The 21,077-nt window shown below is 28.8% G+C and carries 23 protein-coding genes and 1 pseudogene; 3 read left to right on the plus strand and 21 right to left on the minus strand.

The window, feature by feature from the left end; genetic code table 11:
- Positions 1-3 precede the first annotated feature (3 nt).
- On the minus strand, positions 4-291 hold the full coding sequence (locus tag CSPA_RS24450) for a metal-dependent hydrolase (RefSeq protein WP_015395089.1): 288 nt from the start codon (positions 289-291) through the stop codon (positions 4-6).
- Between the two features lie 146 nt (positions 292-437).
- Here CSPA_RS24450 and CSPA_RS28980 point away from each other — a divergent pair, with 146 nt between their 5' ends.
- Complete coding sequence (locus CSPA_RS28980) at positions 438-608, plus strand: LysR family transcriptional regulator (RefSeq protein WP_015395090.1); 171 nt, start codon at positions 438-440, stop codon at positions 606-608.
- A 106-nt stretch (positions 609-714) separates the two neighbouring features.
- On the plus strand, positions 715-1,101 hold the full coding sequence (locus tag CSPA_RS28985; RefSeq protein ID WP_015395091.1) for a LysR substrate-binding domain-containing protein: 387 nt from the start codon (positions 715-717) through the stop codon (positions 1,099-1,101).
- Positions 1,102-2,047: 946 nt separating this feature from the next.
- Here the strand turns inward: CSPA_RS28985 and CSPA_RS30840 are convergent.
- From CSPA_RS30840 to CSPA_RS30845, 9 genes and pseudogenes are all read right to left on the minus strand, one after another.
- Positions 2,048-2,179, minus strand: a complete 132-nt coding sequence (locus CSPA_RS30840; RefSeq protein WP_017810369.1) for a hypothetical protein — start codon at positions 2,177-2,179, stop codon at positions 2,048-2,050.
- Complete coding sequence (locus tag CSPA_RS24460) at positions 2,180-3,550, minus strand: AMP-binding protein (RefSeq protein ID WP_015395092.1); 1,371 nt, start codon at positions 3,548-3,550, stop codon at positions 2,180-2,182.
- 2 nt (positions 3,551-3,552) lie between these two features.
- Positions 3,553-4,689, minus strand: coding sequence for a thiolase family protein (locus tag CSPA_RS24465; RefSeq protein WP_015395093.1), 1,137 nt, complete (start codon positions 4,687-4,689; stop codon positions 3,553-3,555).
- A gap of 14 nt (positions 4,690-4,703) precedes the next feature.
- The gene (locus CSPA_RS24470; protein ID WP_015395094.1) at positions 4,704-5,249 is read right to left on the minus strand and encodes a biotin transporter BioY; all 546 of its coding nucleotides are present in this window, start codon (positions 5,247-5,249) and stop codon (positions 4,704-4,706) included.
- 8 nt (positions 5,250-5,257) lie between these two features.
- Complete coding sequence (locus CSPA_RS24475) at positions 5,258-5,830, minus strand: hotdog family protein (RefSeq protein WP_015395095.1); 573 nt, start codon at positions 5,828-5,830, stop codon at positions 5,258-5,260.
- Between the two features lie 180 nt (positions 5,831-6,010).
- Positions 6,011-6,298, minus strand: a pseudogene (locus tag CSPA_RS30930) (hypothetical protein); the annotation flags it as partial.
- Between the two features lie 129 nt (positions 6,299-6,427).
- On the minus strand, positions 6,428-6,607 hold the full coding sequence (locus CSPA_RS30935) for a LuxR C-terminal-related transcriptional regulator (RefSeq protein WP_081604009.1): 180 nt from the start codon (positions 6,605-6,607) through the stop codon (positions 6,428-6,430).
- A complete protein-coding gene (locus CSPA_RS24480; protein WP_015395096.1) occupies positions 6,582-7,610 on the minus strand; it encodes an ATP-grasp domain-containing protein in 1,029 nt (342 codons plus the stop codon). Before CSPA_RS24480 ends, CSPA_RS30935 begins: the two co-directional genes overlap by 26 nt.
- Before the next feature lie 116 nt (positions 7,611-7,726).
- Positions 7,727-7,858, minus strand: coding sequence for a hypothetical protein (locus CSPA_RS30845; protein ID WP_015395097.1), 132 nt, complete (start codon positions 7,856-7,858; stop codon positions 7,727-7,729).
- A 147-nt stretch (positions 7,859-8,005) separates the two neighbouring features.
- On the opposite strand from CSPA_RS30845, the gene CSPA_RS24485 reads away from it, so the two are divergent.
- The gene (locus CSPA_RS24485; protein WP_015395098.1) at positions 8,006-8,947 is read left to right on the plus strand and encodes a LysR family transcriptional regulator; all 942 of its coding nucleotides are present in this window, start codon (positions 8,006-8,008) and stop codon (positions 8,945-8,947) included.
- 140 nt (positions 8,948-9,087) lie between these two features.
- Here CSPA_RS24485 and CSPA_RS29320 read toward each other — a convergent pair whose 3' ends face one another.
- From CSPA_RS29320 to CSPA_RS24540, 11 genes are all read right to left on the minus strand, one after another.
- Positions 9,088-9,240, minus strand: coding sequence for a phage replisome organizer N-terminal domain-containing protein (locus tag CSPA_RS29320; RefSeq protein WP_017810367.1), 153 nt, complete (start codon positions 9,238-9,240; stop codon positions 9,088-9,090).
- A 115-nt stretch (positions 9,241-9,355) separates the two neighbouring features.
- Positions 9,356-10,030: a response regulator gene (locus CSPA_RS24490; protein WP_015395100.1), complete on the minus strand. Its 675-nt coding sequence runs from the start codon at positions 10,028-10,030 to the stop codon at positions 9,356-9,358.
- Entirely contained in the window at positions 10,008-11,630 is a 1,623-nt protein-coding gene (locus CSPA_RS24495; RefSeq protein ID WP_015395101.1) for an ATP-binding protein, read from the minus strand. The genes CSPA_RS24490 and CSPA_RS24495 overlap by 23 nt, the downstream gene beginning before the upstream one ends.
- Before the next feature lie 290 nt (positions 11,631-11,920).
- On the minus strand, positions 11,921-12,892 hold the full coding sequence (locus CSPA_RS24500; RefSeq protein WP_015395102.1) for a 2-keto-3-deoxygluconate permease: 972 nt from the start codon (positions 12,890-12,892) through the stop codon (positions 11,921-11,923).
- Positions 12,893-13,003: 111 nt separating this feature from the next.
- The gene (locus CSPA_RS24505; protein ID WP_015395103.1) at positions 13,004-14,176 is read right to left on the minus strand and encodes an NAD(P)-dependent malic enzyme; all 1,173 of its coding nucleotides are present in this window, start codon (positions 14,174-14,176) and stop codon (positions 13,004-13,006) included.
- 464 nt (positions 14,177-14,640) lie between these two features.
- On the minus strand, positions 14,641-15,894 hold the full coding sequence (locus tag CSPA_RS24515) for a S8 family serine peptidase (RefSeq protein WP_015395104.1): 1,254 nt from the start codon (positions 15,892-15,894) through the stop codon (positions 14,641-14,643).
- A gap of 125 nt (positions 15,895-16,019) precedes the next feature.
- On the minus strand, positions 16,020-16,163 hold the full coding sequence (locus CSPA_RS24520) for a CLI_3235 family bacteriocin precursor (RefSeq protein ID WP_015395105.1): 144 nt from the start codon (positions 16,161-16,163) through the stop codon (positions 16,020-16,022).
- A gap of 63 nt (positions 16,164-16,226) precedes the next feature.
- A complete protein-coding gene (locus tag CSPA_RS24525; RefSeq protein ID WP_015395106.1) occupies positions 16,227-16,478 on the minus strand; it encodes a hypothetical protein in 252 nt (83 codons plus the stop codon).
- A gap of 16 nt (positions 16,479-16,494) precedes the next feature.
- Positions 16,495-17,601, minus strand: a complete 1,107-nt coding sequence (locus tag CSPA_RS24530; RefSeq protein ID WP_015395107.1) for a TIGR04066 family peptide maturation system protein — start codon at positions 17,599-17,601, stop codon at positions 16,495-16,497.
- Entirely contained in the window at positions 17,573-19,009 is a 1,437-nt protein-coding gene (ccpM, locus tag CSPA_RS24535; protein ID WP_015395108.1) for a Cys-rich peptide radical SAM maturase CcpM, read from the minus strand. Before ccpM ends, CSPA_RS24530 begins: the two co-directional genes overlap by 29 nt.
- Positions 19,010-19,015: 6 nt before the next feature.
- Positions 19,016-20,767 (minus strand): ABC transporter ATP-binding protein, encoded by a 1,752-nt coding sequence (locus CSPA_RS24540; protein ID WP_015395109.1) that lies wholly within the window; start codon positions 20,765-20,767, stop codon positions 19,016-19,018.
- Positions 20,768-21,077 lie beyond the last annotated feature (310 nt).

Here is a 21,077-nt window from a genome sequence, read left to right on the forward strand (position 1 = left end):
AGTTCAAACTTCTGAAATATTAAGATTATTAATTTCTTTTGCACACATGCTCGCGTGGAGATGACTATCAATCAGTCCAGGAATCACAGTTTTTCCTTGCAAATTAATTATTTCAGTTTGAGGACCTTCAAATAATTTCATTTCCTCATTTTCTCCAACAGCCAATATAGTATCTCCTATAATAGCAACAGCTTCAGCTATTTTAAATTCATCATCAACTGTAACTATTTTTCCATTACATAAAATCATATCTGCATAAGTTGGACTTTGAGTCGATTTTTTAATACTCATAAATTATCTCTCCTTCAATATTAATTAATTATAATAATCTTATAAATTATGTATATTTCTATTATATTCTTGATTATAAATAATAAAAAATATATAATTTAATATAAATTAATATCAAAATTGTTATGATTGCTAGGAGGATTGTAATGGATTTGTTACAGTTACAATATTTCAAGACTGTCGCTAGATTAGGGCACATGACACATACTGCAGAAGAATTGCATGTTGCACAGCCAGCATTAAGCCGCACAATATCTAAATTAGAAAAAGAACTAGGTGTCACTCTCTTTGATAGAGTAGGCAGACAAATTAAATAGTTTTGGAGAAAACTTTCTATCCCATGTTGATAAAATATTCAGTGAATTATCTGAAGCAAAACGCGAACTTTCAGACTTATCTGATATTAGAGAAAGCACACTTTCATTGGCTGTTAATACAACTATTTTTATGCCAGATTTGCTAAAAAAATTCCTTTATCAATATCCACATATTAAAGTTCATCAAACATTTGCTACTACTTTAAATATTCAGCATTTACTAGAAACTGAACAAGTAGATTTCGGAATATCTGTAACTTCTATTATTTCTTCTGAATATACTAATATTCAAGGTATTCCTATAATTACAGCAGAAACATTCTTAGCTCTTCCTCCTCAACATCATTTGCTTAAGCATAAACATATCTCTCTTTACGATGTAGTAAATGAACCTTTTGTTAGTATGCCAGTAGGATATGGCCTTCGTGAAATGACTGATAATTTTTGCAATCAAGCTGGTTTTAAACCCAATATTGTTATTGAAAGTAATTAACCTCACTCAATTATTAGTTATGTAGAATATGGATTAGGACTCGCTTTTATTTCTCCATTAGTATTAGAAATAAATTCAAATTTAAAAATGCGTCTTATTCAAGTTGAAGATGCAATTTGCGAAGGAACAATTAATTTATATTGGAAAAAAAATCGATATATATCTAGAGCATCGCATCAGTTTAAGGAATTTCTTATTAAGTATTTTAATGATTTAAAAGACTGTCAATTGGGAAACTCATTATAAATTTTATTAATCTTGACACTTTTCATAATAACTGTACAAATATTATACTTTTTGACTTTATAATAATACATATTAGTGAAGCTACCAGCAACAATAAATCTCTTGTTTCCATTCCGTATTAGCTCTAATTAGATTTAGTTTCAATACAGATACTATAAATAAAATCCTTTGATTTACCGTGCGATATCATAAAAACAAGTATTTCTCCCACTGTTCCTATTCCTGTAAAAATAGCATAAACGTTGAAACTAGCAATTTTTTGTAGCTTCAAACAACAATAAAAATGTCAAGCAGATAAGAGCTCCAACACCAATCCATCTGATGAAACTATTTGAGTGTTTGAATCCTGTAGCTCAAAATACTTCTATAATTACTGCAACAATTATAAATGTCCAACTTCTATTCATTAGATTTAGCTATCTTAATATATTTTATGTTATATATTTCTCATCATTAAAGTATAGCTTCACATTTCATTAATTTCATAAAATTAATAGTTAATTGATAAAACTTTTGAATAATTGTTTAATGAACTACTATAAAAGAAAATTTAATGTGTTACTTGCCATATCACTCCTAATAAATTGTTTTAATAAAGACTACTTTCATTAAAAATAAAAGAACCCACGAAAATCCAAAAATTAGATTTTCGTGGGTTTCATGGTGGGGACGAAGCGTGACCTTTGAAATCCACTATAAATTAACATTTACAACTACCATCAATAGAACAGCTATTTACAACCTTCTTAGGGTTTTCTATATCCAAATGATCAAATATGTCTAAAGTTTTTGTTCCATCTTCTAAAATAAAAAATGGGGTAATTATACCCAATTATATATCCTTTAATTTTTTCTTATCTATTTTTCCAGAATCATTTAAAGGAAGGCTTTTTACAAAAAACACCTTTTTAGGAATCTCTACTGGCATAAGCTTATTTTTTAACTTATTAAGAATATCTTCTTTATTAATATCTTCATCGATAATTATAAATACAGCTATTTCATTCCCCTTCAAAGAATTATCATAAGAAGCAGCTACACATTCTATTATTTCTTTTATTTTTTTTATTTCTTGTTCTATTTTTAAAAGGCTAATCTTTATCCCATTCTTATTTATTATATCTTCTTTTCTCCCTTGAAGAAACAAATATCCATCCTTATCAATATATCCCATATCATTAACAGTGCACGGAACTTCTACTCCAAAAACATGGTATTTTGTATCGACATAAATACAATCCTTTTTGATAAATACTTTGATTCCTGGGAATGGCCTTCCGACACTTAGTGGCTTTAAATTCATTTCTTCATATGTTATATATGTAATAAAACTCAACTCACTCGCACCATAATAAAGTATTATTTCAGATTTAGGGAAATTATTTTTTAAATTATGTGCTATATCATTAAAAAGTAATTCTGACCCTGTGAATATACTTTTAATATTACTTATTTCTTCTTCTGCCACTTGAGATAACAGTTTTAATTTAGAAGGAATAAGATATATATTAGTTACAAAGTTATCTTTCATTGATTTTATCCATCTTCTTGGTGATAAACTCTCAATTGTGACTATTGTTCCTCCTTCATATAATACTGACAATAATGTGTTTAAATTTCCTGTAAAACTTAGACTTCCATTCATAAATAATATGGACTTTAAATCTATCTTAAATATATTGTTTTGTGTATAAAAATAATCTGTCCAACTTTCATATGATCTATACAATACTTTAGGTGTATTAGTTGAACCTGATGTAAAAGCTCCAAAACATATATTTTTATGATTTAATATTTTATCTTTTGAATTGAATTTATATACATATATGTGTTTAATTTCTTCAGATAAATCTTTTACAATTTCTTCCTCATCGAATTCTAATTTTTCATCACTAATAACGTAGTTTATATTATTTTTTGATATTATCTCCTTAAGTAATTTATAAGATAAACTGTGGTGGCATATAATAGGAATATTATTAAGTGCATTAGAAACAAAAAAACTTATTACCTGAAAATAAAAACTCTTAGAAAAAATCAATATATTATAGCCATCAAATTTAATACTATTTTTTAATATTCTTTGTATGTTGTCAATTTCTTTATAGATGTAATTATAGTTATATACCCTTTCATCTATGATTAAAAAATTTTTATTTCTGTTATTTTCTCTAATATCACATAATAAATTAAAATAGTTCATCCTTAGCTCCTTTTAATTAATATTGAAGATCCTATTCCACCCGCTGCTGCTACTGTTGTAATTCCATATTCTCCATCTACATATTCTAAACTTTTTAGAAGATGTAGCATTATTATTGCTCCAGATGCGCTATATGGATGGCCGTATGCTAAAGCTCCTCCTAAAGTATTATATCTATCTATTAATGTAGGATTTTTTCTTTGAAACATGACATCAATAACAGCAAAGGCTTCATTAAATTCAAATGCTGAAATATCACTATACTTCATTTTTCGTGATTTTAGCAATTCATCTGTCACTATTATTGAACTTTCTGGACTATATAAAGGATTGGCTCCCTTTAATGCAGTTTGTACTATTTGTGCTTTCTGCGTTATTTTATTATTTTTTATGTATCTTTCTGAACATAAAATTACAAATGCTGCACCATCATTAGTCAAACTGGAATTTGCTGCAGTAATAAATCCATTTTCACTTACTAGAGGTTTTAATCTGTCAATAAGTCTTTGGTTAATCCTATTTCTTATACCTTCATCATAATCACTTTCACCTATAGAACAAATAATGTCATTTAGAATTCTTTTATTTCTTGCCTTAGCTGCTCTTTTATGACTTTCTAAAACCCAAAAATCAAGTTCTTCCTTTTTCATATTGTACTTTTGTGCAACTCTTTCTGCTCCCATTAACATCACATTTTCTTGATCTTCATAAGGTGAAAACTGTGCTACTTGAAAATATGGTTTTTCATCACTATATCGTGGATCATTTTTATTATAATATCTTAATGGTTGTAATGAACTACTTTCAAATCCACCTGCAATAATTAAATCACACATACCACTTCTTATTTTAGCAAATGCCATGTCTATACTCATACTTCCAGATCCACATTGCATATCAACAGTATATGCTGGAACTTCCTCTGAAACTCCTGCATATAAACTCATCAGTCTAGCAATATTTCCTCCTGTACCTACTGCATTTCCACATATTATTTCATCAATATTATGAAGGTTATATTTAAAAATTAACTCTTTTAAAACTTCTGCTCCTAATTTTTCTGGTAATATATTTTTAAAAACGCCATTTTTAATTCCTATATGACTTCTAAGTCCACCTAAAATATATACACTTTCCACTTATAAAACTCTCCTTAAAATTGCTGTGATTTTACAGATGTATATAAAACATTATTTAATTTTACTGCTAAATAAGAACCCACAAAACACTTACAAATATCACCAAATACAAATGGAACCACTGCTAAACCTAATGCAGATATAAGAGTAATTTTTAATACTAAGCACATAAAAACTGCTCCAAAAATATATAATATAGGTATTCCAACAAATATTGTTATAGCTAAATATCTTTTAAAGCTATTGTTTTTTCCTTTTAAATAGCTCATTATTGGGGCAATAGCTAAAAATCCTAATATAAAACCACCTGTTGGTCCAAATATTTTACCAAATCCAGATCCCCCTCCTGAAAAAACAGGTAATCCAAATGCCCCTAATAAAATATAGCCTAAAACAACTATAAATGATTTTTTAGGTGTAAGTATTAGTGCTGTTAGATTAATTATAATTGTTTGTGCAGTTATCATTGCAGGCGTAAAAGGTAGTGGAAAAGAAATATATGCTGATATACAACTCAGCGTTATACAAAGAGACATCTTTGTTAATTCTCTTGTTTTCATTTTAATTCTCACCTTTCCATATATTTTGTAAAATTACATTTAAAACATAATGCATTATCAACATATCCTAAAATAGTATCATGTTCTTTTTTTATATAAATATCTTCATCTGAATAAATAGGATTAATAAATTTTATTGTAATCTCACTTGATCCTTCTACTAATCTAGATAAATGCATTAAAATAATAAGACCTTGAACAATAGGTTTATCATTTAAGTGAATCAAATTTTTATCATTAGTATATTTACTAAATTCAACTATTTCTTCTTTAGAAACAGTTCTGCAAAATTCTAACGAATCTATTCTTTCCTCCTTCCTAGTTATAAATTTGCCATTATTATCTTTAAAATTAACTAAATTAATAGTTAAACTTGCTATAAGAATATTATTGGAATATGCTTCACTTATAATTTTTGAAAACCTATAATTAGATTTCTCAACATACACTTTGTAATCATATTTTCCATTACATTTATTAAATATTTGTAATTTTACTTTTACCATATAGCATTTTCTATATTTCTCATCGTCTATTTTTGTTAAAGATCTCGCAAAATCTTTTACCATATAATCAAACATATTTTATATAATAAGCTTTATCTTAATAATTGTCAACCAGACTTAAAAACACAGGTTAACAATAAAGGTATCATTCATGCTATCATATTTACTTACACTATCCATTTATAACACTGATTTTTCACTTTATTTATCATTACTTATTCTAAATCCTTATAAAATGAAAAATCCTCGACAATACTACATTAGTATTGTCAAGGATTTGAATGGTGGAGGCGAAGCGTGATCTTTCAAATCCACTAATCCATTTCTATTTATTACCAAATATACAACTACTAATCCAAGGTCTATAATATCTTCATAACTAGATACTAGTTCAATTCCGTTTACATCTAGAAACACCATCATTACGAAAATTCTTATTCTCTTGTTTCCATCTAAGAAATGATGGTTATTAATAATAAACCCTAATGTTACAGCTTTAGACTGTATATATGGATATAATTCTTCGCCTGCAAATGACTGAAATGGAGAATTTAAAGTTGGCTCCTATAATCTATTAAAACATACCTTGGCGCATTATTTTTAAGAGTTATATTTCATTATTTCTCTCGAAGATGATAATTTCACATCCTTTAAATGATTACTCTATTAAATTTAATTCTTTTGCCTTAACGACTGCTTTTGTCTACTATGAACATCAAGCTTTGCATATATGTTTAAGATATGAGTTTTAACCGTATTTATGGAGATAAATAATTCTTCAGATATCTCAAAATTCGAAGCGTCCTCCTGTATAAGCTTAAGAACTTCAATTTTTGTAAGTCCACTTGGTATTCCTCATATATACTAATAGGTCTTTAAATTCCCAACCTAACTCTCTTGCTGCAATCATCACTAAGCTATCTTGATCTCTACGATGACTGCGACTTGCTCCTGTCATATTTGGCTTTAAATTAACATCAAACAAATAGAACTTACCAGCTTCATCTGCCCTACAATCAATTCTAATTAAAGATTTCACATTTAATATTTGAGCTGCTTTAGCACACTGTTCACAAAGGTTATCTAGAATTTCATTTTGCTTCATAACCCTACTATTTTTTACTACTGGTACTGTACCATTATATGGAGCTATTCCATTAATATGATCAAATCGTTCTACAACTGGCAAGCACCAATAAGCCTCTTTTTTCACAGCTACTCCATTAATATCATATGTGCCAGGTAACATAACAGCAATTGTTACTTCTGTACCTGTTAGATATGGTTCTAACATAAAACTTGTACCATATACCTTTGCATTAGTTAGCTCTTGTATTTTTTTATTATATTCCTCTTTATGTTTAGCAATAAAGACACCTTGACTTCCTCGTCCTAAAATTGGCTTAATAACAATAGGAAAACTTGGTAAATCATTTTTAAGTGAAGAGGTTAAACCTTCTTTTACCACATCTAAACCACCTTCTCTTAATATCTGATTTACGAAATATTTGTTATCATATAAGCTAACAGCTTTTGGATCTTGTCCAATCACTTTATATCCCTTAGAAAGAAATTCTTCAATTGGATGTCCATCATAAATAACAGTATTTAACCAAAAAGTATCTGCGCCTTTTGCAATTGCTGATAAAATACCTTCCCTATCATCTGGAAAAACCCACTCTAAATCTTCTGTTTCTCTCGGAGCATCTGATGGAGTAATTACGTTTATTTCAGCTTTTTTTAATGTAAAAGCAATATCTGCTCCACTGTCACTATAACCACCTTTTTTCATTGGTTTGCGAAGACCATCTCTTTCAGGTGGTTCTTTAATTTGATATAACACCGCACAATTCATATATCTTTTCACCCCACTAATTCTTTTAAATTTTCACCAAAGTTTTGCTCATATCTTGTACATCCAAATCGTTTTTCAAACCATTCCCCACATATACAAGCTACCACTACTATTTGTTAATGCTCAAAAAAATGCCAAGCAGCTAAAATCAAATAATCCATTATACCCAAAATAACAAAATATGCAAGTAATAATGGTACTATCATTTTTTCTCTTGGAATTTTCTTTATTTGCTTTAATAATTTCATTTTTTCTCTGCTCCTCCTACTTGACTAGTCTTCGAAATTAGTATATCATTCCAATACATAATAATCTAATTTATATATTTATATATATAGTATTAGCTTTTACTTATATAATTATTTTCTTTATAAAGTCGAAAGGAAGAAAAAGCTATGACAACACAGCAATTAAAATACGTACTAACACTAGCAGAAACAAAAAGTTTTTCTATGGCAGCAAAAAGACTATATATTACACAACCTGCCCTTAGTCTTTACATTATGAATTTAGAGGTGCAGTTAGGCGTAAACTTATTTGATCGAAGCTCTTCCCCAATTAAGCTAACTAGTGTAGGAGAAGAATATATTAAAACAGCTCAAAAAATATTAGATTTAGAAGCAGAATTAAACAATAAAATATCTGATATTTTACAATTGAAACAAGGCTTGTTATCCGTTGGAGTTACTCCTATAAGAGGCTCCTATCTGATTGCAGATGCCCTTGCTCTATATAATCAAAAATATCCTGGCATTAAAATAAATATGATTGAATATGAAATGTCAAAGTTACAGGATTCAGTATTGGATGGTAGTATTGACTTTTTTATTGGTAATGCTCCCATTCAAAATAACCTGTTAACTACGACCACTATCGGAACAGAACATCTTTTTTTGGCTGTACCAAAAAATAATCCAAATAATAAATTCTTAGAGCAATATCAAGTACCTTTACAAGAAATTATTAATAACAAATACACTGCAAGAACTCCTGTTGATTTTTCTATCTTTTCTAATGACCCTTTTATTGTATTACAACCAAGCCAGCGTATTCATACTCTCATGTTAGATTTGTGTAACAATTCAGGATTTGAACCAAATGTTGTTTTGCAGACCAACAAACTAGAAACTGCCTATTCTGTTGCACAAAAAGGATTAGGTTCTACAATTGTTTCTGATACTTTGATTCGTCATGCAGCTTTAAAAGAGCACCCTATTTACTATGCTTTGCCCGAAAAATCATCTGTTAGAAATATTATTGTAGTGTATAGAAAAAATAGATATATTTCTCATATGGCAGAAGAATTTATTTCTATTTTAAAAAAGAATTTGGTTTAGAATATATTTAAATATGCAAGGAAGAAGCATGAAAGGTATTTTAATATACAATACTTATCATGCTTCTTCAATATTTTCCGTCTCATTTTCACTGATTTTATTTTGAAATTCCTTTATCTTATTATCATTGATTTCATCTTTTAATTTTCATTTACTTGAACTTCTAGTTTTCTTATATTAATCTCTTTATCTTCGGTTTTATTTTTCCCATTAGCCTTTATATTTTGGTGCTTTGCAAAGTTGTTCACGCTATAAATATTATGTTCAAAAAGCTCAACCATTTTTAATTCCATTAATACATCTAAGACTAATTATATTTCTGCAAAATAAAAGACCCACGAAAATCAATTTTAGATTTTCGTGGGTTTCATGGTGGAGGCGAAGCGTGACCTTTAAAATCCACTATCATTAAATTTTATGATATTTGTGCTGTGGTCTACCCACTTTACCGTATTCCACCAACCTTTCAACTTTATGTTCCTTTCCCATATATTCAAGATATCTTCTTACTGTTACTCTTGCTATCCCTAATTTTTCTGCTAGATTCTCCGCTGTAAAATCCTTGCACCTACTTTTTTCTATTTCTCCCCATATAGCTCCATATGTATATTTATTAAGCCCCTTAACAAAATCATCTTCCTCTTGAGAAATATTAGCGCTAGATATCATTTTATCTAAATCCTTTTGTTCAATTTCATAATTTCTTTCAAACTCATAATACCTATTTTTAAATTGAATAAGTGCTTCTTTAAATCGTTTGAAACTAAAAGGTTTTATTAGATAATCCACAACCCCATATCTAAAAGCTTCTTCTATTCTTTTAATAGACTTGTCTGCTGTAATTAAGATAATATCGGTATCAATCTCTTGTGCCCTTATCCATTTTAATAAGTCAATTCCGTTTTCTTTAGGGAGATATACATCAAGTAGTATTAAATCTGGCTTATTAATTGATATGAGTTTTTTTGCTTCATTAAGATTTGAAACAGCTTTATATAAAACAAATCCTTCAACTCTTTCTAAAAACCTAGAATTTATTTCCCTAACCATAGGATCATCTTCAGCAATGATTACTTGAATCAACCTTCTCACTCCCAATCATTGGTATTGTTATATTCCAAAGAACACCATCATTTTCCTCAAAATATATTGTACCATTAAACTCATCAATTATTTTTTTTATAATATACATACCTTGACCACGTTGGCCTTCCTTCGTCGAAAACCCTTGCTCATATATTTTTTCTTTATATTCTTCTGGAATTTTACCACCGTTATTTTTCACTTTTATATTTAAAAAATCATTATTTTCAACTATTTTTATAAATATATATCCGTTTCCATCATTTTCAACTGCATCTATAGAATTTTCTATTAAATTTCCTACAACTGATACAATTTCTTCAGAGGTCATATGCTGTGGAAGTTTTGTAAGTGTTGAATTTTCATCTATTTTGAGCTTAACCCTAAACTCCTCAGCTTTATTATATTTTGACAATAACAGTGCTGACAAAGAAGCATCTTTTATATTCTCTGTTAATATATTATTTATATTGTTTCTTACCTTTGCCACATGTGATATAAACTGTAATGCTTCTTCATACTCTTCTAGCTGTATAAGTCCTGCTATAGTATGAAGCTTATTCATAAATTCATGATTTTGAGCTCTTAATGACCAAGCCATCTTTTGAGCTCCAGTAAGTTCTTCTGCCATTCTTGTAACCTCGGTTTTATCTCTAAAGCTGGCAATAGCTCCTACAATTCTTCCTCTACTTATTATAGGAACTCTATTGGTCACTATAATAGTATTATTAATTCTTTGCTCTTCCTCAAACTCTGATTTCCCAGTTTCTAAAACATTAATTAAGCGGGTATTGGGAATAACAACTTCTGCGTTCTGCCCTATAATCTCTTCCTTATTAATATTATTTTCAAAACGTAGTATATTTAAGGCAGAATCATTTATAAGAGTTATTCTAGCTTCATCATCAACAGCTACTAATCCTTCATGAATAGCATCTAACATTCCAATTTTTTCATTATAGAGCTTCGAAATTTCATCAGGCTCAAGTCCAAGTAAAGTGTTCTTTATGTTGCAGGCTAATAAAAAAGCTCCTATTACACCTGCCATAAGCCCTCCAAGAGCAATTAAAGCTATATATAAAACAGCTGTTTTCTTAGATGTCTCAATGCTTTGTGTAAGTGTGCCCACACAAACAAAGCCTATTCTTTTACCATTTTCTGAATCATATATTGGTGTAAAAGCTCTCAAAGATTTCCCTAGTGTCCCAGCCGCCTCAGAAATATATGTTCCTCCATTTTCGACTACTCTATACTCATCTCCGCCCTCAAACTTTTCTCCAATCATTTCAGGATTTGGATGAGCATATCTAATTTCTTCGTTATCTGCTACAATTATATATTCAACTTGTTCTAACTCCTTAAGCTGCATATTAACATAACTTTGAATCTCTCCACTCGTATCTCTACTCTCTAGAGCCTTTACTATCTCAGTAGAATGCGCTTCCATCTCAGCTACATTCATAATATTAGTCCTAGCTTTACTTTCAATATTTCCAGTCATCCAAGGAACAACGAAAGAAACGATTATAAAGATAGAAATAAAAACTACTGTGATAACTAATAAAGTAATTTTTGTTTGAAGTTTCATTGCTTTTTCCATATTCTTCATCTCAACCTTAATATATCTAAATTTAAGTTTTAAATAATGTAATTCTAGCTAATTACTCATAAAAATTATGATAAAAATTTTTATGTTCATCTTATAATAAAAAACTATAATACCAAAACCTTTAGAATAACCTCTATAAATATAGAAACAATAATGTGGGAATGATACATCTTAAGCTATTATATATCACTCCTTGATTATTGTCTTTCATTTTTTTGTATTTAATTCAATCTCTGTTATTAATAAATGTATAAGCTCCTCTTAATCGATAGTCCCTTTTATTACGCTACAGCCTCTTTGTTTAACTGTTTAATTTTACTCTTTTTAAGAAATCTAAATGCATAAGTAACAACAAACGGACAAACAATAGCTGATATTACACAAGATGCTGCCACTTGTGCTGTAGCTGCTGTAGCAATAGCAACTAGCGTTGGGTCAGTCGCTGCAACTGCAAGCGGTGTCGCTACTGCATTTCCCGCAGTCGACCCTGTTGCAAGTCCAAGTACTGGATCCTCTTTGAATAACTTCATGAGAACAAAAGAACCTATTCCGGTAAATGCTGCTATCACTCCTAATAATATACCAGGACCTCCAGCAGTCACAATATTTTCAAGATTCATTCCTGCACCTAATGGAAATGAAAAGAATGGTATTAATAATAATTTACTTCCGCCAAGAAATTTTCTCATGTCAGCATCAAGATTTCCAAGTATCATGCCTATCAATATTGGAACTAATACCGCCACAAGTGCCATAAAAGGAATCTGGGCAAGCCCTGATGCACCTAATGCAACTAATGTAAAAAATGGGCCATCTTTTATGGACAAAATAGCATACGCCCCTACATCAGTTTCGTCACCATATTGTGAAGCAAGTGATGCATACAGTCCACCATTGCAATTTGTTAATGCTGCAAGAATGGCAAGTGGTGACAACCCTAATACTCCGGCAGGTCCAAAAACTTTACCTACAAATATACCAATACCAGCACCTACTATAAATTGTCCTAATACTAATAACACACCTTTTTTTATTGCCTTTGGTGCTAATTTGAAATTAATCTGTGAACCAATTAAAAACATGAAACAAGCCAATATTGTTGATGATGCTTTCGGTCCAAATAACGCTGTTGTAAATCCGCCAATCTGTAAAAATTGTGGGCAAAAGGTATTAACTAAAACCCCTAAGAAAAGTGGAACAACCATCATTCCTCCTGGAATTTTATCAAGTGTCTTCTTAATTGGAATTTGCATTTTTATACCTCCATTTCTTTTTATGTGCATGAAAGAAGAAAATACCTAATCCTAATGGTGTATTATTTTCTCTTATTATGTATTAATCCTTGAGAACATTTAGCACAATTTTTATATTCTTGCTGCTCCGCTTTCTCTTGCTGCTTTTTTTATTGCTTCAGCTACATTAGCTGCAACAGTTCTATCTAATGCGTAAGGAATTACATTGTCTTCATTTAAATCTTCATCTTTTATCATAGAAGCTATAGCATAAGCTGCTGCAATTTTCATTTCTTCATTAACTTCTTTTGCTCTAACATCTAAAGCACCTCTGAATATTCCTGGGAATGCAAGAACATTGTTAACTTGGTTAGGAAAATCTGATCTTCCTGTACCTATGACTTTTGCTCCAGCTGCTTTAGCTTCATCTGGCATTATTTCTGGAGTTGGATTTGCCATTGCAAATAATATGGCATCTCTATTCATAGATCTAACCATATCTTGGCTTACTATTCCAGGCGCTGAAACCCCTATAAACACATCTGCACCAACTAGTGCATGCGCTAAATTTCCTTTAATATTATCCGGGTTAGTTACCTTTGCAAGTTCCTTTTTAGCATCATCTACCCCTTCAATCCCTCTGTAAAGAATCCCCACTTTATCACATGCAATTAAATTCTTTACTCCTGAAGAAAGTAATAATTTAGCTATAGCTGTTCCTGCTGCCCCTGCCCCATTTACAACTACCTTTAAATCTTCTATTTTCTTATCAACTACTTTCAAAGCATTTATAACACCTGCAAGTACAACTATTGCTGTTCCATGTTGATCATCGTGGAATACAGGTATATCAAGTTCTTTCTTTAACCTTTCTTCAATTTCAAAGCATCTTGGTGCTCCTATATCTTCAAGATTAATTCCACCAAATCCTGGTGCTATAAGCTTTACAGTTTTTACTATCTCATCAACATCTTTTGTGTCTAAACATATTGGAAATGCATCAACATTTGCGAATTCCTTAAATAATACTGCCTTTCCCTCCATAACTGGAAGTCCTGCCTTTGGTCCTATATCTCCCAATCCTAATACTGCTGTTCCGTCAGTCACAACTGCAACTAAATTTCCTTTTGAAGTATACTTATATACATTTTCCTCATTTTCATAAATCTTCCTGCATGGTTCGGCAACTCCTGGAGTATAAGCTAAACTTAAATCATCTCTTGTTTCAACTTTCACTTTTGATACTACTTCGATTTTTCCTATATTTTCTTCATGTAATTTTAAGCTTTCCTCAAAATAATTCATTTTCATGACTTCCCTTCATTATTAGATATATTTGTACTGATTTCCTCAATTTTTATAATAGCATCCAATTTTATAAATTAAATCTTATGGACTTAAAAAATGTATTATGGTCATAAAAAATAATTTGTTATATATTTAACAAATTATTAAATCACCTATATTTACTGCTTTCCTTCTATTTCGTTGTTTCTTTCAATAATTTCACTTCTACTATCTGTAGAAGTTCCCCATGATTTTTTATTATTATCCTTTTGAGGTATGTAAATTATATTACCACCCACATATTTTTGTATCTGAAGAGCTAATTTGGATACCCGTAGCAATAAAAAAAACACGACCACATGTAAGCAGCTATTTAAGCCACATACAAATGGTCGTGGATTTTATGGTGGAGGCGAAGCATGACCTTTAAAATCCACTTATTTTTCCACAAATTACATACACCAATTTTGTGGATTATAAAATTAATTTATAGATTCAAATAAATCTATACACCGATTATATATTAATCTTGTTCTTTCTTGATCACTCAAGTTATTCCTTTCAATTAAATTCATTGATATCAAATTCTCATAACTGTTTAATAAATCCTTATTTATTTCATTTTTATAAAAATATATTACTATATCTACTAACCCATTTTCTTTCAACTGTTGTATTTCATTTATATGTAATACCTCTGTTATTAGAATATCTGGATTTGTAAATTTATATAGCATTTTTACTTTGTCTAGTATGTATATATCTGAATCATTTCTTTCTAGCACATAAATACCATTTTCAATAGAACTTTCTCCAATCCTTGATATAGCAATACTATTATAGTTATCTTCTATAAAATAAGTACGCAATGATTCTATTATTATATTTATATTTATCTCTGCTTCATTATATATGACTATATTAGGCATTTGTATTTCCTCATCACTGTCCAAACAATAATCTTCCCCTAAAATTATAAACTTATCTATAGAATCATTTATATAATTAGCATTAACCAACAATTCATGTTTAATATCTTCTACTCCTCTTATTCCTCTTTTGATAAGTTCACATACCTTTGCTGTAATAAATGGTGCTGTAAAGCTATTACACTTAGTCATCTCACTCACTAATAAACTCCCATCTGTTAGTTTATGCTCTAATTCTTTTCCACCATAAGAACTAAAAGCTATAACTTCAATACCATCTATAGCTTTTACATTATATATATATTCATTTGGTCTTAAGCCAACGCCTCTTGAACATCTAACACCAATTACTTTAGGCAAGCATGCTGGATATGTTAATCTGTTCTCATTACTCTCTGCTGCTACAATAATTGCTCCTTGTTTTACGAGTAATTCTATAGCTTCCTCTATTATCTTAAAATAGGCAAAATTAGTAGTACCTATACTCATATTAATTACCTCTACTTTGTTCTCTATGCACCATCTAATTGCCTCTAATAAATTGTCTATAATATTTATTTCACCTTCGCACTCAAAAATATTTATACTATATAAATCATATTCATATGTATGTACAAAATGTGCAAACACTTCCTCGCACAGCGTTCCATGCCTAAAACCTGTTGAACTTCCACTTATTTCTTCTCCATGTTTTCCTAAATAACTAATTTTTTTGTTTTTTACGTTGTAGCACTCTATAATCCTATCTTTATTAAAATCTACCCTATCTATTCCGTCATCAATTATAACAACTTTTATTCTTTTCATATTTCCACCTAAATTATATAATTAAAACTCCCTTTAATTTAAATTAAAGGGAGCCTAACACATATAAGTAACTGTGTATTAAATTACCAAATTAATTTCTTAACTTAATTAATGTAAATTTAATTTTATCTACCGTTGCCTAAATGTGAAGCACTAATACCTCTTCTTAATGATAGCATAGCATTACTTCCGCAGCTACAGCTACAGAATAAGCCATACATTTCAATTGTATTTTTTGATACTTGATTTTTTTTAACTAATTTCTTCATTCTTAATCCCCCCATAATTTTTGAAAATATTTTATAAATAAATATAGTTTACCTATATGTGCTTCATACTGCCATATGCTTTTTTATCCCATCCGCTAAATTACTAATTGTCATGATACCAATATCTTCTGTTTCAAATACAGATACAATCTCTTTTCCTAACTTCTTTTCTATATCAAAAACAATATATGTCATATCTCTTGGTGTAATGTGGTATTCATCACCAAATAAATTTAAATTTCTATCAGTAATATTTATATCTACTATATCTTCAATAACATTAATTATAATATTCTCAATTTGCTTTTTTTCCATTGCATTTACACTCCTTTTAAATTTGTACAATTCCTTCTGTTAAGTCTGAAATTATGCACTCATAACCACCAACAAACGAATTTTCATCTAATATGCTGAACAAATTTAAATTATGTGCCTTATATATATCCTTTTTTTCAGAAATAAATTCCATTACTTTACGATTAGATATAGTTGTAAAGTAAACCTCTCCTGATGAAGACTCTCTTTCATATTTTATATTGGCTAAATTAAAATAATCTACATCACATTGCAACGCATATTTACAATATTGTTTAATATCATTCAATGTTTTTATTTCAATTTCTTTTGTATAATATATACTGAGAATGCCAATATCAATTGGTACAGCCTTACTCATTATAAGTGCCAACTCACCAAAATAATTCGTATACTCATTTGACAATGGCATAATCCCACCTGGTATTCCTAGTATTATAATGTCTGGCTCTTCATTTATTTCAATATTATGAATATAATGATTAAAATTTAATATTTTATTTTCCATGCTCATATCAGAGGCAAATAGAAATTCTGGCAGGTTGTAAATTCCAAATAATTCACTATACTGCTTTGTACCCAGCTGACTTACTTTATAACCATCTTTTTCAAATTTACTTCTAAGTCCTAATTGAATATCAAATTTATTACAATAATCCCCTACCCCAAAAACACCTAAAATTGGTGTATCAATCTTATATAATTTATGTTTAAATTCTCTAATTACAAATTCACTAAAATCAATCATTGTTGTATTTATAAAATTTACATCCACATTTATATTTTCTTGTAAAGACAATTTTTTATATAACTCCTTAGTCATTACAATTTCCTTATTCTGTCCATTTGCCATATTTATTTTATTTAAATATGTATCAAAAAGAGATTGTTTTTTAGTATCAGAAAAAAATACAGCATCACACTTTTTTAGTGCATCTTCAAATTCTTCTGAAATTATCATTCCTGTTTCTTTACCACCATCCAATTTATTTGAATCCTTGCCATTAAGTCCCCATCCCTTAGGTGATACTACATTTATAAGCTGATAATTTTTTAGATTTTCTCTATATCTTGCAATATCTGTTACTTCTTTATCAAAAGGATATATCATTAATTTTTTCATCAAAAACATCTCCATTAAAATCAAATTTAAAATTCTTTAACATACAAATATCTTTAAAATCTTCTAATATACTATTTCTGCTGTCTTTACATTTAGATAATCTCTTACTCTTTGATATTTCATCAATATCATCAGCAAATGCAGCGCACATATCGCAATAATGAAAAGCCCAGCAACTCTTGCATTCATTTTCAGTTAATTTTCCTATATTAATCAACTTAACAGCTTTTTCTATATCTATTCCTTTTTCTAAATTACCTATATTCATTGGTTTAGAACTTTCGCTGACACGCTCGCATGGATAAATATCTTCATTAACATTAACAAATATGCGATGAACCCCTGGTATACATGGACCTCCTGGGTGAGCTCTTCTAGGCATCTCCCCCTTATCAACTAACCCTTGATAAGTTTTTAGAGTATGGTTAAATCGCTCTTGAAATATTTTAGACGCAAATTTTTTATCTAATCTTCCTAAAACAGCCAGCAACAATTTAAATTCACCATAACTATTTGCAATATAAAATTTTTCATCATAATTGCTGTAATCATTTGAAGTATATAAATCATTAACAGTATTTGCACTTACAAAACTATTTCCTATAACCTCATCATGCTCTAAAAAGTTTTTTACACAGCTAAAATCACTTTTAGGAGCTATTACTGTATTAAACATTATTCTATTTGCAAACTCAGGATACCAGTTTTTAATGTCTTTAATATTATCCATTATCATATCAAAAGAACCTTTACCATTTACAAATTTCCTGTTTAAATCATGCATTTCCTTCGTTCCATCTAGACTAATTACTATCTGAAAATCGTATTTATCAAATAATTCAACTACTTCTCGATTAAATAAAGTGCCATTAGTAGTCATACTATATGTAATCTTCTTTCCCTCTACTTTTTCTTCTGCGTACTCAATACATTTTTTTATTAAGTCAATCTCTAATAGTGGTTCTCCTCCATAAAATGATATGTATACATTTTCTAAATTACTTGAATGATTTAATATATAATCTATTCCTTTTTTAGCTGTTTCAAAACTCATTCTTTTGCTACTATGTGTCCGATTATTATAATTACCTTGTCCATAAAAACAATAACTACATCTTAAGTTACAATTTTGTGTCACTTGAAGAATTAATTGTTCTGCTCTATTATCTATAAGTTCTTCTATACTATCAGTTAGAGGATGTTCAATTTCAAATAATTTTGTCCTTTTAAAAAATCCTTGTTTAATATATTTATCAAGCTTATCAATATTTTGTTCAAATGATTCATCATTTCTTATTGTAGCTAACAAATCATGGTCGCACCTACTTACTTCAAATATTGTATTTTCTTCTCTATCATATACATAATACTTTTTATTAACTTGAAAACATTTATATACTCTATTCATCTAATATTAACTCCTTTGTAGACAATTGTTTTGCAATATCTCTGGCATTATCTGATCACTTTTTAATAAATTCTTATAACTATCTACGCAAATAATATGCCCTTGATCTAATACAACAATCTTATCCATATGTTCTAAAATTTCTGGTCTATGCGTAATAATAAATACAAATGGATATGTATCATAATCACTAACTAATCTATTAAATAATTGCTCAGATTCCATATCATAATTGGAAGTAGCCTCATCTAGCACTAGTATTGGACTATTTTTTTTAAGTAACGTTCTTATGAGTGCAACCTTTTGCTTTTCACCACCAGATAATTTGCTGCCCCTAATTCCTGCATCTGTTTGAAATTCCTTAGGCAGCTCTTCTATAAATTTCAAAAAGGATTCAATCTTTTTATCAATACATTGCTTTTGAATTTCTTCAACACTCAACGTATTTTGAAGTGATATGTTGTTCTTAATTGTAGTATTAAATAAATAACTATCTTGACTCATTACAGCAAATAAATCTCTATATTTATCAATATCTATTTTTTGAATATCTAAATCATCTATGTAAATTGCACCCTCTGTTGGATCATAAAATCTTAACAATAAATTAAACAATGAACTTTTACCACTTCCATTTGCACCTACAAATGCCACTTTTTCACCTGCAGTTAACTCTAAATTAATATGTGATAGAACTTTTTTTGAGTCATAAGTTAAGCTAACCTCATTAAATCGTATTACCTTCGGTTCTTGTAAATTTTTTAACTCTTTGATATCTTGATTTTCTTCTATGCCACTTATAAACTTAAAGTAATTTTCAAAAGCAGGTTTTATATTAGCTATCTCATATTTAATTGTCATAAATAATGAAATAGGTGTAATTACAAATTCACTATAGGTTACAAACGTAATCAAAACGCCAATTGTAATTTCTTCCTTAATAATTAAAGCGATTCCTAATATATATAAATAATTAAATATTATATTTTGTAAAAGGCTTCCACTATTTTCACTTATTTGATCTAAAACTTGAAATTTATTACTAAGTTTAAATCTTTCACTTTGCAATTTTCTATATTCATTTTTCTTAATTTGATATAGGTTCCATAACTTTATTTCCTCTACTCCATTCATTATATCCCCATACCACATACCTATTTTTTCAGTAACTAACAAAAACTTATTAAATACATTAGTCTTAATCTCAGTTAACTTGTTTATTATTAAATACTTTACTGGAACTATTATCAAAATGAACAATGTCAATTTATAGCTAATTAGCATCAATCCAATAATTCCACCTATAACCTTAAAAATTTGCATTGCTAAAATTAAAAAACTCTTGTTAGCTACTTGAGCAATTGTGTCAATATCACATGATATAGTACTAAAAATTGATGCAAATCCTTCATTTTTTAGATACTGAACTTTCATTCTAAGTATTTTGGAAAAGGATTCCACCTCTAAATCAAGATGAACTTTATTTTGCATATTTATATGTATAATACCTTGAATGAAACTTAATCCTTCTTGAATTAAAAATAGTATTATTATGTAAACAACATATTGTGTTGTTACTTTTATATTTAATAGCATGACTCCTTTATCCATCAAATTTTGAGTTAAAATAGGCGCACATATGCTAGCCAATGCTAATATAAAGGTACAAGCAAAAGAGAATATTATAGATAATTTATGTGAACTTAATAAAATAATTATATTTTTCATAATTCCATTTTCTTTATTTATTGCACTCACCTCTTTTTACTTCATATGCATTAGCATTACATTTACCCATAAATGTTTAATAATAATGAATTTTAAAATTAAATTAATTTGTAATTTATATGATATTTATGTCATCTCTAATAACATGACCCAATTTTACCTTATTTTATTTCAATAGTTAAATAAAGTAAATACATATTTCACTAAATGTATACAATCAGTCATAAAGACAAAATTATATACAGTATATACTTTTATTCCCAAAAACTTACTTTTTACGATAATACACTTGACTTTTATTAAAGATTCGACACATTTAATAAAAAATACTCCATCATCT

This window comes from Clostridium saccharoperbutylacetonicum N1-4(HMT) (genome assembly GCF_000340885.1).
Classification (GTDB): Bacteria; Bacillota; Clostridia; order Clostridiales; family Clostridiaceae; genus Clostridium; species Clostridium saccharoperbutylacetonicum.